This is a genomic window from Streptomyces sp. MS191 (assembly GCF_008042125.1).
In the GTDB taxonomy this organism is placed as follows: domain Bacteria; phylum Actinomycetota; class Actinomycetes; order Streptomycetales; family Streptomycetaceae; genus Streptomyces.
This window is the reverse complement of sequence record NZ_RDBI01000065.1, coordinates 108,218-120,103: the sequence shown is the minus strand read 5'-3', so window position 1 is coordinate 120,103 and position 11,886 is coordinate 108,218. Positions and strand designations below refer to the sequence as shown.

The following is an 11,886-nucleotide window of genomic DNA, read 5'->3' as shown; positions in this document are numbered from 1 at the left end:
GCCCGCCTCACGCCGCCCCGCCCGACCCGCGTGAGCTCGGAGATTCGCCGGGGTTACGCTTCGAAGCGACCGAGAAGGACCGAAGCTCCCGCGGCGGCCGCGGCGACCCGGACGGCACGGCGGACCTCAGGGGCCCCAGCCGCCCGGGGCCCCGGTGGTGCGGGGACCCAGGGATGGAGCAGCACATGGAGAGCCTCAGCCGCACCGCACTGGTCGAGGATCTGATGGGGCGCTTCCCGCACGTGCCCCGGGAAGCCGTGATCAAGGAAGACCTCCTGCGCGGCGGCATGGCCTTCGACGAGTCGGCGCTGAGCGGCACGGCCGACGGCGCCTCCGGCGACGTCAAGCCCAAGTCGTACTTCATCTTCTCCTTCGACCACCGCACGCTGCCGGAGCTCGGCGCCGCCGCGCTCAACCGGCCGCCGGAGGAGATCGTGCTCACCGGCGGGCCGTACGGGCTGCGGCGCACCGTCGTGTCCGTACGCGTCAATCCCGACTCCCCGTACGTCGTGCGCGCCGGCGAGGACGGGGCGCTCGGCCTGTACCTGGACGGGGCGCGGATCGCGGACGTGGGTCTGCCGCCGATGCCGGAGTACTACCGGCACACGCTGTCGAACGGCAAGTCCGTGATGGAGGTCGCGCCGACCATCCAGTGGGGCTATCTCATCTATCTGACGGTCTTCCGGGTGTGCCAGTACTTCGGCGCGAAGGAGGAGTGCCAGTTCTGCGACATCAACCACAACTGGCGCCAGCACAAGGCGGCGGGCCGCCCGTACACCGGGGTGAAGCCGGTGGAGGAGGTGCTGGAGGCGCTGGAGATCATCGACCGGTACGACACGGCCGGCGCCTCGCGCGCCTACACCCTGACGGGCGGCTCCATCACCTCCCAGGTCGGGGGCCGGGACGAGGCCGACTTCTACGGCCAGTACGCCCAGGCCATCGAGGAGCGCTTCCCGGGCCGTTGGACGGGCAAGGTCGTCGCGCAGGCGCTGCCTCGTGACGCCGTGCAGCGCTTCCACGACTACGGCATCCGGATCTACCACCCCAACTTCGAGGTGTGGGACCGGCGGCTGTTCGAGCTCCACTGCCCCGGCAAGGAGCGCTACGTCGGCCGCGACGAGTGGCACCGCCGGATCCTCGACGCGGCCGAGGTGTTCGGCCCCCGCCAGGTGATCCCGAACTTCGTGGCGGGCATCGAGATGGCCGAGCCGTTCGGCTTCACGAAGGTGAGCGAGGCGATCGAGTCGACCACCGAGGGCCTGCGGTTCTTCATGTCGAAGGGCGTCGTCCCGCGCTTCACCACCTGGTGCCCGGAGCCGACCACGCCGCTGGGCAAGGCCAATCCGCTGGGCGCGCCGCTGGAGTACCACATCCGCCTGCTGGAGGCCTACCGGGCGACGCTCGAGGAGTTCGGGCTCAGCTCCCCTCCCGGCTACGGTCCGGCGGGCCCCGGCCGCGCCGTGTTCTCCGTGAGCTCGTTCATGGACAGCCTCGAAGGCCTCTGACGGATCCCGCCCCGCCGGGACACGACGCGCGCACGCGCGGCATCCGCCGGGGTGCCACGGCCGGCGCGGGTGCGATCGGTGCTGGTAGCCCGCAGGGCTCGGTCCGGTGTCGACTTGGGTACGGAGGCGGTCCGATCCGTGCCCGCGGGACAGGCTGAGCCCATGGGGAGACGATCACAGGTCCGGAGCGGCACGGTCGGCGGCTGCCTGTTCAACGGATGCCTGACGGTACTCGGCGGGCTGCTGCTCGTCGTCACCGTCACCTGGATCTGGCTGGCGACGGAACCGGCGCGCGACGAGAGCACGGCCCGCGACCATCTGCGGGCCCAGGTGGACGCGCGGCGCGAGGAGTTCGACCGGGCGGCGGCCGACGGCGACCTGTCGGACGTCGACATCGCCCGGATCCTCCCCGCCGCGAAGCCGGCGCCGGGCGCGGTCGGTGTCACCCGGAGCGGCGGGTCTGTCACGGTCGTCGCCGGGCTGCTCGGCCACGGGCCCCCACGCACGTTCATCTTCGTGACCGAGCGGACGGTGGCGGGGTGTTACGCCTTCGACGTGCCCGTCCCGGGCGGCGAGGGCGCCCGTACGGTCGTCCGGGACCTGCCGCAGGAGAAGTGCCGCCCGGTCCTCCCCACCGTGAGCCCTCGCCCCGCCGTCCGTCCGGGCGGGTCGACGAGCCCCGGCACGACCGGCGGCCCCGGCACGTCCGCCGATCCCGGTGCGTCGGCGAGGCCCGGCACGTCCGTGGGCGCGGGCGCCGGCTGATGACCGGAGGGGCGCTCCTCGGACGGCACCCGCGCGCGGTCGCGCGACGCGTCGCGGGCCCACCGGAGCGACGGGCGCTCAGGCCGGGGCCGGCAACGCGTACCGTACGCCGGTCAACCGCTCGGACAGCTCCCACAGGCGGCGTCCCGTCGCGGCGTCGACGGCTCTCGGGGCGGGGGTCACCCGGGTCGGCGCGCCGCGCAGCTCGGCCATGCCGTCCGGGCCGATGAACGTGCCGCCTTCCGCCCCCGGGTCGGTCGCCGCGTACAGCTGTGGCAGGGCTCCTCGGTCCGGGGTCTGGGCGAGCGGGCTGAGGACACGCCCGAACAGCAGTCTGACGATGCCGACCGGTCCGTCCCGCTGCAGATTGGTGGCGGCGTAGCCGGGATGGGCGAGCAGGCTGCGCACCGGACTGCCCGCCGAGGTCAGACGCCGGTGCAGCTCGTGGCCGAAGAGGGCGTTGGCGAGCTTCGACTGGTTGTAGAAGGCCATGGGCCTGTAGGCGCGTTCGCCGGTGAGGTCGTCGAGGAAGAGGCGCCCCTGGCGGTGGTTGGCCGAGCTCACCGTGACCACGCGGGGGTCCTGCCCGTCGGTCAGCGCGCCGAGCAGCAGCCCGGTGAGCGCGAAGTGGCCGAGGTGGTTGGCGGCGAACTGCAGCTCGTGACCCTGCGCGCTCAGCGTGCGGGGCGGAGCCATGACACCGGCGTTGTTGACGAGGACGTCGATCCGGGGGTGGTCGGCGCGCGTCCGCTCGGCGAAGGCGCGGACCGAGTCGAGGTCGGCCAGGTCGAGCCGCCGCACCTCGAGTCGCGCGTCCGGGAGTTCGCCGGTGATGCCGGCGGCGGCCCGGCGGCCCTTCTCCTCGTCGCGCACGGCCAGGATCACGTGGCCGCCGCGGTGGGCGAGCGCCCGGGTCGTCGCGAGGCCGAGTCCGCTGTTGGCCCCGGTGACGACGAACACCCGCCCCGTCTGGTCCGGAATCCGTTCGGTGGTCCAGTTCTGTCGCTCCGTCATATGGCATACGCTGCCGCCTCTGACACTCGGTGTCAACACGCTACCAAGTGCCACATGCGGCACGCTGTGTAAGATCAGGGGGTGAACACGCGACCCGACGTCACTCTGGCCGAGCGCAAGCGTCGGCTCGTCACGGACGAACTCACCGAATCGGCACTGCAGTTGCTCGCCAGGAAGGGCTTCGACGGAGTCACCGTCGACGAGATCGCCGCCGCGGCGGGCGTCTCCAAGCGCACGTTCTTCCGGTACTTCGCGTCCAAGGAGGACGTGGTCGTGCAGTTCCTGGCCGACATGGGCTCCGGTATGCGCGCGGAACTGGCCGCCCGGCCGGCCGAGGAGCCGGCCTCCGTCGCGCTGCTGCGCGCCGTCTCCCTGCCGCTCGCCGCCTGCGCGAACCACTCCGACCACTCCGAACGGGCGCTGCGCGTCGTGCAGCTGATCCTGCGCACCCCGGCGCTGCTCGCCCGCTTCCTGGAGCGGCAGGCCCAGTGGCGCGACGCCCTCGCGGCGGAACTGGTGGGCCGTACCGGGCTCGACGGGGACGGCGACCTCCGTCCGGAGCTGGCGGCCGGAATCGCGCTCACCGCCTTCGACGCCGTCCTGCGCCGCTGGAGCACCACCGACGGCGCCGAGGACCCGGTCGAACTGATCGACCGGGCTTTCGCGCTGGTCGCCCCGGCGCTGGACTCGGCCGTCGGACGGGTGTAGCAGGGCCCGGTCGATCAGGCGGGGATCGGCGACCCCCGACCGGCCCGGTCCCCCGCGGCGCGATCAGGCGGGCCGCCCCCTACTCTCCCGCAGCCGCCGTCGCGCATGCCGGGTGGCCCCAGCCGTCCGGGTTCTTGCTGATCGTCTCGCCCTTGGCGTACGGGGAGCCGCAGCGGCAGCGGCCCGGGAACTTGGCCTTCACCGAGCCTCCCCCGGTGCGCGGACCCTGGCTGCGGGGCTTCGTCGTGCGGGTGCCGGACGCGGCGGCGGCGCGTCGGGGTCCGGCGGTGGAGCGGCCGGCGGCGGGCTCGGGCGGCGGGAGGGCCGAGCCGTCCGCGGAGCCGATGGCCTGCTGGCTGCGGGCGGTGTGGCTCGCAGCCCGGTCGGCGGCGTCGTTCAGCCGGTCACCGTCCACCTGATGCGCGGGGGTGTAGACGAAGTCCACCTCCCGGCCGGTCAGCAGCTCGTCGATCCGGACGACCAGGTCCTTGTTGGCCACCGGCGTCCCCGCCGCGGTCTTCCAGCCCTTGCGGCGCCAGCCGGGCAGCCAGGTCGTGACCGCCTTCATCGCGTACTGGGAGTCCATCCGGACCTCCACCGGAACCGCCGGGTCGAGCGTCTCCAGCAGCTTCTGCAGCGCGGTCAGCTCGGCGACGTTGTTCGTCGCCCGCCCCAGCGGGCCCGCCTCCCAGGTCCCCACCTCGCCGTCCGCGCCCGCGATGACCCACGCCCAGGCCGCCGGCCCGGGATTTCCCTTCGACGCGCCGTCGCACGCCGCGATGATCTTCTGCACCATCCTCCGATCCTGACACGTCGCGGCCCCCGCTCAAACCCGCCCGGTCCGTGCCCGGCCACGCCGCGTATTTCGCACGACAACGCACCCGGGCTCTGTCACCCTTCGGGGGCGAACAGCACGTGATCACGGTGGCGGACGGAGTGGCGGTCGATGGGTTTCACGCTGGAGGGTCCGGTGCTCGAGGGCGCGCTGGTGCGCCTGGAGCCCCTGGACCACCGGCACACGGCGGAGCTGGCCGTGGCCGCGGAGGAGGACCGGCACGCGTACGGGTTCACCTGGGTGCCGCCGGCCGCCGAGGTCGGCCGGTACGTCGAGGCGCAGCTCGGCCGCGCCGCCGAGGGGACCGTCGCTCCGTACGCGCAGGTGGACCGCCGGTCGGGGCGGGTGGTCGGGGCGACCGCCTACCTGGATCCGCGGCCGATGCCGCAGGACGACGACGCCCTGTGCGCGGTCGAGATCGGCTACACCTGGCTGGCGGCGTCGGCGCAGGGGACGGGGCTCAACACCGAGTCCAAGTACCTGCTGTTCCGCCACGCCTTCGAGACCTGGGGCGCGGCACGGGTCGACCTCAAGACGGACGCCCGCAACGAGCGCTCACGGGCGGCCCTGTCGAAGGTGGGTGCGCKCTTCGAGGGCGTGCTGCGCAACTGGAACCGGTCCTGGGCACCGGGCGAGGAGCATCTGCTGCGCGACTCCGCCATGTTCTCGGTCGTCGCGGCGGAGTGGCCGGACTGCCGGGCCCGGCTGGAGACCCGGCTGGCGGGGTTCCTGCAGCGCGAGGGCGCGGGTTCCCCGCGGTCGTGAGCGGTGCGGGAAGACGAGTGGGGGCGGGACGCGGCTGAAGGCCATGATGGCGCGATGACCCCACCACCGGCTCCGGTAGCGGCCCTGCTCGTCGTGGACGTCCAGTCGGCGTTCGTCGTCGGGCAGGGTGCGGTGCCCGACGCGGCACGGCTCGAAGAGCGGACCGCGGACCTGATCGCCCGTGCCCGCGCCGCCGGGGCGCTCGTGGTGCACCTGCAGAACGACGGACGGCCAGGGGCGGCGGACGAGCCCCACACGCCCGGCTGGGAGCTCCACCACCCCGTCGAGGCCGGGCCGACGGAGCTCGTGCTCCGCAAGACGCGCGACGACGGCTTCGCGGGGACCGGGCTGGGGGACCTGCTGGAGGAGCGGGGTGTCCGAGCGGTCGCCGTCTGCGGCGTGATGTCCGAGATGTGCGTCCAGGCGACGGCGCGGACGGCCCTCGCGCGCGGGTACCGGGTGGTGCTGCCGCACGACGCCCACGCCACGCAGGACGTCCCGGCGGCGGCCGGGATCAGTGGACGGATCCCGGCCCGGGCGGTCTCGCGGGTGGCCGCCTGGGCGCTGGGCGGGGAGGCCGACATCACCTCCCGCTCGGCCGACGTCTCCTTCACCTCCGGGGAGGCCGGTGGGCGGGGGGAGCCGACGCCGGTGCCGAGCTGAGACACGACCGGGTACGGKTCCGGTGCGCGTACCGGGCCGTACCCGGTCGTGTCCGTCAGGCCGTCAGGCCGTCACGCGGTCAGGCGTGGCGCAGGGCGCGCCAGGTGTCCGGGCCCACGATGCCGTCCACCCCGATACCGCCCCAGTTCCGCTGGAGCGTGCGGACCGCCGTCTTCGTGGCGTTGCCGTAGTCGCCGTCGACGGTGAGGCGCGGGCCGTCGTAGTAGGCGTGGTTGTTGATCAGGCACTGGATCTCGCGGACCCGGTCGCCGGTGGCTCCGGGGCCGACCTCCACGTTCCAGGCCCAGCTGTAACCCGCCGTGAATCCGGCGTAGTTGTCCGTCGTCCGCCAGCGGATGGTGCAGCCGGCCTGCGCGGAGAGAGTGCTCGTGTCGGTGCGGGGCGCCGCGGACGCCGTCGTGACGCCGGCGCCGAGCAGGAGCACCGCCGCGGTCAGCGCGGTGGCCGCCCGGCGTCCGGGCCGCGGACCTCGCATCCTCGTGTGTCGGTTCGTCAACTGTTCCCCCTGTGGTCGGAGACGGGGCGACGGGTCCGCCGCCCCGGCCGTCATCCTGGGGCCCCGCCGCGCCCGTTCGCCACGGGAGCGCCCTGTCCGGGACRYGTCCCGGACAGGGCGCTCCCGCCGGTGTCAGGAGGTGCCGCAGGTCGGGTCGTCGATCGCGCTCACGGTGTACGGGGGACGGCCCGGCGGTTCGTCCAGCTGGCTGTTGACCACGTACAGGCGGCAGCCGTACCGCGCGAGGGTGGTCGGCAGGTCGAAGGGTTCGCCGGTGAGGCGGTGGGTGACCGTGCCCGTCCGCAGGTCGCCGTCCAGCCGCGCGATGTAGACGCCGTGCGGGGCGCCGTAGTTGAGCACGGCGTACAGCGTGCGGCCGTGCAGCACCATCCCGTCGGGGCCGAACGACTCCTCCCCCAGGTCGACCCGGTCGACCTCCTTGTCGGCGGTGCCGATGCGCCAGACGGCCTCGGTCCCGTTGGACGCCACCAGCAGGGCGGTGCCGGACTCGTTCGCGACGATGCCGTTCAGGAGCCAGTACTGCGCCGGGAACTGCGGGAAGGCGCCGCGGATGTCGAGCCAGGGTTCGAGCGGGCCGAGGGTGCCGCCGCGGATCTTCGCGCGATGGACGACGGGGTTGGCCCAGTCGGTCACGTACACCGCGTCCCGGGTCACGACCAGGTCGTTCAGGTCGGGTGCGCCGAGGGGCCCGCTGCGTGCGGTACGGGTGGCCAGCAGCCGGCCGTGCCGGTCGTGGACGGTGAGGGTGGCGCCGCCGACGGAGAGGACACGGCCCTGGCGGTCGGTGTGGACGCCGAGCGAACTGGGCCGGTCGCGCAGGCCGTCCGCGGGGAAGGGGCGCAGCTCCGGCCGGCTGACGTGGCCGCGGTACAGCGCGCCGGTGCCGTCCGAGGAGACGTACATGGTGCCGTCGCGGGCGACGGCGATCCCCTCGGGGAGCACGCCGGGGGCGCGGGAGACGACGTAGTCGTCGGGCAGTTCCCGGGCGGCGGCCGGGCCCGGCGTTCCGGCGAGGCCGGCGAGCAGGGCCGCCGCGGCGAGGCAGGCGGTACGGATGGGGATGCGGCGCATCGGGGCGACCTCCGGAGGAGTCGGATCGGCGAGGCGGACACCCGGAGCCTGCGGGCCGGCCGCGCGGAACGCGAGGCCTTTCACCCCTGGGCGAAAGGGTCCGGGGGGCCGATAATCGGTCGTCGTGATCCGCCTTCACTTCACGGCCGCCGACCTGCGTCAGATCACGCTCGCCCCGGCTGCCGACGCCCTCTCGGAGACGGCGCTGAGCCTGCGGCTGGGGCTGCGTGCGGGCCGTCCCGGCGACGGCTCAGGCCCGGGCGCCGCCCTCCTGCACCGGACGCGTCCCGCCGCCCGGGAGTGGCAGCGCTCCGTGCGCGGCGGCCCGGCCGCCGGGGCGGGTGTCCTCGCCGAACTGGTCGCCGAGGACCGGTTCGTGCCGGACTTCCTGCTGCAGCCGTCGGCGCACGACTTCACCGACGCGCTGGACGCGGCCGTCGCGACCCCCGCCGGGACGCTGGCGCGCGATCTGGGAGTGCCGGAGGTCTCCGGCTGGAACGGCGGCCTGGCCCGCCCGGGCCGGTGGACCCGGGAGCTCGCCCAGGGCACTTCGGCCGCGCGCCACGCCCTGGCCCGCGACACGCGTGCCTACTTCCACGCCTCGGTGGAACCGCTCTGGCCCCGGATCCGCGCCGACACCCTGACCGATCGTGCGCTGCGGGCCGAGATGCTGCTGCGCGGGGGCGTCGACGCGCTGCTGACCACGCTGGGGACGACCTGGCGGTGGCAGCCGCCGACGCTTCACCTGCCGTCGGCGTCGTCGTACGACATCCCGTTGTGCGGACGCGGACTCCTGCTGGTGCCCTCGTGGTTCGCGACGGGCCCGATGGTGATGTTCCGCCCGGAGGCGGCGACGGTGCTCGTCTACCCGATGTGCGACGGCGCCGCTTCGGGCCGGTCCGACGACCGGCCCGAAGCGCTGGCGGCCCTGCTGGGCCGTACCCGGGCGCAGGTGCTCCGGCTGCTGCGTTCGCCCGCCGGCACCACGGCCCTCGCCGAACGGGCCGGCGTCTCGCTCGCGGCGGCCAGCCAGCACGCGGGCGTCCTGCGGGGCGCCGGCCTGGTCGACACCGTACGGACGGGCACGGCGGTGCTCCACAGCCTCACCCCGCTCGGACACGCCCTGCTGGCCGGGAGCTGACCGACGGCGGAAGGGGCCGGGCCCCATGTCCGCGGGCCGTTGAGGCGCGCGCCCCCTCCTACCGGACGGCGTCCAGGAAGGCGAGCACCCGCTCGGTGAGCAGGGCGGCCGCCGCCGGGTCGTGGGACGGCAGGCTGCTGTCGGCGAACAGGTGCTGCTTGCCGGGGTAGAGGAACAGCTCGGCCCGCTCCGTGGCAGCGGCGAGCGCGCGGGCCGCGTCGAGATCGCCGTCGCCGACGAAGAACTCGTCCCCGTCCATGCCGTGCACCTGGACGGGGACGTCGTCGGGCCAGGCGGCTCCGAACTCGGTGACGGGGAGGCAGGCGTCGAACAGGAGCGCGCCGCGGGCGCCCGGCCTGGTCTGCGCCAGTTGCTGGGCGGGCAGCACCCCCAGGGAGAAGCCGGCGAGGACGAGCCCTGCCGGCAGTGGTTCGGCGGCGCCGGCGCCCCGCTCCAGGATGGTGCCGAAGCCGATGTCCCGGGCGTGGCCGACGCCTTCCTCCAGGGTGTCGAACGTCCGCCCGTCGTACAGGTCGGGGACGTGCACGCCGTGGCCGTGCAGACGGAGCGTGTCGGCGAAGGCCGTGACGCCCGGCGTCAGTCCCTGTGCGTGGTGGAAGAGCAGTACCTCGGCCATGTGGGTCCCCTCTCGTGGGTGGGCCGGCCCCGGCGGCACGGACCCGGCGCCGTGCACTCGCCGGTCGCCGTGCGGTTCAGTTCCGGCGGGCCAGCAGATAGACGCGGCGGGTGTCGACCTCGTGAGCGTAGTGGCCGCGCTCCATCCGCATCTCGACGGTGAACCCGGCGTCGGCGAGGAGTGCGCCCACCCGGGAAGGGTCCAGGAATCGGAAGTCGACGTCCACCGCGTGCCCCCACCATTCGTCCAGGTGCCGCACCTCCTCGCCCCGGTGGAAGGAGACCAGGAGCAGCCCGGCGGGGCGCAGCACGCGGTGCGCCTCCGCGAAGGCGCGGCCGAGCTCGTCGGGGGCGACGTGGATGACGGAGTACAGGGCGACGGCCGCGTCGAACTCACCGTCCCCGGCGGGCAGCGCGAGCAGGTCGCCCTCCCGGAACTCCGCCTCGGGATGGCGCCGTGCGGCTGTCGCGACCATGCCCGGGGAGAGGTCGACGCCGACGGCCCGCGCACCGTGGGCGGCGAGCCAGCCGGTGACGTGCCCGGGTCCACAGCCGAGGTCGGCGACGACGGCCCCCTGTCCGGCCTCTTCGAGGAGTGCGCCGAGCAGGGCCCGGTCGAGCGGCTTCCCGTCCAGTTCGTTCCCGAGCCGGGTGGCGTACTCCTCCGCCACGGTGTCGTAACTCCGCCGGACGGCTGCGTGGTCCACGTGATCCCCCATGACTCCAGCATCCCACGAGCCTCTGGGGAAGCGGGAGTTGCCCGACGGCGCTCCGCACGGCGCACCGTTCCCCTGGGGGCCCGACCGGTCCCAGGAGTCCTCGGGCGTCAGGTGGCGGTCGTGCGGCGGTTCCGGGGGTGCGGCGTCCTCACGGACCGGGCGGGCGGAGTCGCTCCACCCCGCGTGCGCGTGCGCGCGTCCGCGGCCTCCCCGGTGCCTGCCCGGCCCGGACCGGCGACGTGACGTCAGCGGGGGTCGGGCACAGGGGCCGGCGCCGGATCGGGAGCCGGTGCCGGGGACAGCCGCGCCAGGTCCAGGAGGACGAACACGACGGCCGTCGCCGCGACGACGAGGGAGGCCGTGGCGGCGTCGACCGACTCGATGGCGAGGAAGGTCGTCAGCGAGCCCGCGAACAGTGCCCCCACCGCGACGTCGACGAGGTGGGCCTCGCCGGTCCTCAGGCTGCATCCGCCCGCCGCGAGACCCAGCAGGCACACCGTCAGCAGGTCCCGGCTCAGGCCGCCGGGGATCGCGGCCTGGATGCGAGCCGTGTAGAGCACTCCGGCCAGGGCCGACAGGCCGAAGGCCGGCAGGAAGATCAGCAGCGTCGGCCGGAGCCATCCCTCGCCCTCCGCCGGCGGCATGGGCTCCGAGGTGGGCCGGAGCAGCGCGACGAGCCCGAAGAGGGCGGCGGCCACGAGGAACACGCTGGGCAGCCAGAGGTCGGCACCCCCGAGGGCCCGCATCAGCGGCGCGTGGGTGTTCACCGTCTCGTCGACGACCTGGAGCACCAGCTGGTCCGCGGCGATGAGCACGGTGGCGGCGGACACCATCGCGTAGCCGAGGCCGGCGTTCCACGCGAGGTAGCCACTGAGCAGGGCGAAGGGCAGGGCCGCGGCGAACGCCAGGAGCACTCCGAGCAGCATCCGCCCGTCGCCCTCCGCCCTGTTCACCCCGACGATGGCCGCGCTCAGCCCGGCGACGCCGATCGTGCCGGGTTCGATGCGCCCGCTACGGAGCAGCAGGTACTGGGCGAGGGCCAGGACGCCCGGGACGGCCGCGGCCGCGGCGACGGACGGCACCAGGTCGATCGGATCGGGCACCTGGGCCCCGCCCAGCACCGTCAGCACGATCGCCGCGGCGGACACCAGGACGAGCCAGGCCCGCTGCCCTCGCCGCACGCTCCCACCGGTCACGCTCATGTGCCCCCCTCGGTCGCGACAGATCGTAGGGAGGTCACGACCGGCCCCGCAGCCGGACGGGAGACCTTGTGGCGCGAGGGACCGGAGGGGTGTCCGGGACGCGAATCGGGGGAGCAGAGAGGGGCCCGACGGCGAGCCGTCACATCGGCGCGCATAAAAGGCCATAAAACGACCACCCACCCCATGAGCATCAATCTTCCTTTGCTCGGAATTATGGGGTGATGTCGGACATTTCTTTCAGGTGACATGGCTCACGGGTGGCCGGCCGCCCTGCCCGCCCTCGGGCCCCATCTCCCCGTGATTCAGGGAACTTCGGGGCTTCGG

The 11,886-nt window shown here is 74.2% G+C and carries 13 protein-coding genes; 6 read left to right on the top strand and 7 right to left on the bottom strand.

The annotated features are described in order from the left end of the window. The first annotated feature begins 185 nt into the window (after positions 1-185). Together EAO71_RS27455 and EAO71_RS27450 are read left to right on the top strand one after the other, a co-directional pair. The gene (locus EAO71_RS27455; protein ID WP_147980508.1) at positions 186-1,505 is read left to right on the top strand and encodes a radical SAM protein; all 1,320 of its coding nucleotides are present in this window, start codon (positions 186-188) and stop codon (positions 1,503-1,505) included. Positions 1,506-1,667: 162 nt separating this feature from the next. After that, complete coding sequence (locus EAO71_RS27450; protein WP_147980507.1) at positions 1,668-2,270, top strand: hypothetical protein; 603 nt, start codon at positions 1,668-1,670, stop codon at positions 2,268-2,270. A gap of 78 nt (positions 2,271-2,348) precedes the next feature. Here the strand turns inward: EAO71_RS27450 and EAO71_RS27445 are convergent, their stop codons facing one another. Next, positions 2,349-3,284, bottom strand: a complete 936-nt coding sequence (locus tag EAO71_RS27445; RefSeq protein WP_147980506.1) for an oxidoreductase — start codon at positions 3,282-3,284, stop codon at positions 2,349-2,351. An 81-nt stretch (positions 3,285-3,365) separates the two neighbouring features. Here EAO71_RS27445 and EAO71_RS27440 point away from each other — a divergent pair, with 81 nt between their 5' ends. Continuing rightward, positions 3,366-3,992, top strand: a complete 627-nt coding sequence (locus EAO71_RS27440) for a TetR family transcriptional regulator (protein WP_261992381.1) — start codon at positions 3,366-3,368, stop codon at positions 3,990-3,992. 79 nt (positions 3,993-4,071) lie between these two features. Here the strand turns inward: EAO71_RS27440 and EAO71_RS27435 are convergent, their stop codons facing one another. Beyond that, a complete protein-coding gene (locus EAO71_RS27435; RefSeq protein WP_147980505.1) occupies positions 4,072-4,788 on the bottom strand; it encodes a ribonuclease H family protein in 717 nt (238 codons plus the stop codon). A gap of 150 nt (positions 4,789-4,938) precedes the next feature. Here EAO71_RS27435 and EAO71_RS27430 point away from each other — a divergent pair, with 150 nt between their 5' ends. Further along, a complete protein-coding gene (locus tag EAO71_RS27430; RefSeq protein WP_147980504.1) occupies positions 4,939-5,592 on the top strand; it encodes a GNAT family N-acetyltransferase in 654 nt (217 codons plus the stop codon). Between the two features lie 54 nt (positions 5,593-5,646). Beyond that, positions 5,647-6,255 (top strand): cysteine hydrolase family protein, encoded by a 609-nt coding sequence (locus EAO71_RS27425; RefSeq protein WP_147980503.1) that lies wholly within the window; start codon positions 5,647-5,649, stop codon positions 6,253-6,255. Positions 6,256-6,334: 79 nt separating this feature from the next. On the opposite strand, the gene EAO71_RS27420 is transcribed toward EAO71_RS27425, so the two are convergent. Both EAO71_RS27420 and EAO71_RS27415 read right to left on the bottom strand, forming a co-directional pair. Further along, positions 6,335-6,772 (bottom strand): peptidoglycan-binding domain-containing protein, encoded by a 438-nt coding sequence (locus EAO71_RS27420; RefSeq protein WP_187282854.1) that lies wholly within the window; start codon positions 6,770-6,772, stop codon positions 6,335-6,337. Positions 6,773-6,904: 132 nt separating this feature from the next. After that, on the bottom strand, positions 6,905-7,864 hold the full coding sequence (locus EAO71_RS27415) for an SMP-30/gluconolactonase/LRE family protein (RefSeq protein WP_147980501.1): 960 nt from the start codon (positions 7,862-7,864) through the stop codon (positions 6,905-6,907). Positions 7,865-7,988: 124 nt separating this feature from the next. Here EAO71_RS27415 and EAO71_RS27410 point away from each other — a divergent pair, with 124 nt between their 5' ends. Further along, positions 7,989-9,005 (top strand): winged helix-turn-helix domain-containing protein, encoded by a 1,017-nt coding sequence (locus EAO71_RS27410; protein ID WP_147980500.1) that lies wholly within the window; start codon positions 7,989-7,991, stop codon positions 9,003-9,005. Between the two features lie 58 nt (positions 9,006-9,063). On the opposite strand, the gene EAO71_RS27405 is transcribed toward EAO71_RS27410, so the two are convergent. The 3 genes from EAO71_RS27405 to EAO71_RS27395 all read right to left on the bottom strand — a co-directional run bounded on the left by EAO71_RS27405 (position 9,064) and on the right by EAO71_RS27395 (position 11,562). Then, complete coding sequence (locus EAO71_RS27405) at positions 9,064-9,642, bottom strand: dienelactone hydrolase family protein (protein WP_147980499.1); 579 nt, start codon at positions 9,640-9,642, stop codon at positions 9,064-9,066. A gap of 76 nt (positions 9,643-9,718) precedes the next feature. Continuing rightward, on the bottom strand, positions 9,719-10,360 hold the full coding sequence (locus tag EAO71_RS27400; protein WP_147980498.1) for a class I SAM-dependent methyltransferase: 642 nt from the start codon (positions 10,358-10,360) through the stop codon (positions 9,719-9,721). A gap of 245 nt (positions 10,361-10,605) precedes the next feature. Continuing rightward, the gene (locus tag EAO71_RS27395; protein ID WP_147980497.1) at positions 10,606-11,562 is read right to left on the bottom strand and encodes a hypothetical protein; all 957 of its coding nucleotides are present in this window, start codon (positions 11,560-11,562) and stop codon (positions 10,606-10,608) included. Positions 11,563-11,886 lie beyond the last annotated feature (324 nt).

Excerpts from the sequence above, each read along its gene's own strand:
- EAO71_RS27450 (WP_147980507.1), top strand. The coding sequence starts at position 1,668 with ATGGGGAGACGATCACAGGTCCGGAGCGGCACGGTCGGCGGCTGCCTG.
- EAO71_RS27455 (WP_147980508.1), top strand. The coding sequence starts at position 186 with ATGGAGAGCCTCAGCCGCACCGCACTGGTCGAGGATCTGATGGGGCGC.
- EAO71_RS27400 (WP_147980498.1), bottom strand. The coding sequence starts at position 10,360 with ATGGGGGATCACGTGGACCACGCAGCCGTCCGGCGGAGTTACGACACC.
- EAO71_RS27395 (WP_147980497.1), bottom strand. The coding sequence starts at position 11,562 with ATGAGCGTGACCGGTGGGAGCGTGCGGCGAGGGCAGCGGGCCTGGCTC.
- EAO71_RS27405 (WP_147980499.1), bottom strand. The coding sequence starts at position 9,642 with ATGGCCGAGGTACTGCTCTTCCACCACGCACAGGGACTGACGCCGGGC.
- EAO71_RS27435 (WP_147980505.1), bottom strand. The coding sequence starts at position 4,788 with ATGGTGCAGAAGATCATCGCGGCGTGCGACGGCGCGTCGAAGGGAAAT.
- EAO71_RS27415 (WP_147980501.1), bottom strand. The coding sequence starts at position 7,864 with ATGCGCCGCATCCCCATCCGTACCGCCTGCCTCGCCGCGGCGGCCCTG.
- EAO71_RS27445 (WP_147980506.1), bottom strand. The coding sequence starts at position 3,284 with ATGACGGAGCGACAGAACTGGACCACCGAACGGATTCCGGACCAGACG.
- EAO71_RS27425 (WP_147980503.1), top strand. The coding sequence starts at position 5,647 with ATGACCCCACCACCGGCTCCGGTAGCGGCCCTGCTCGTCGTGGACGTC.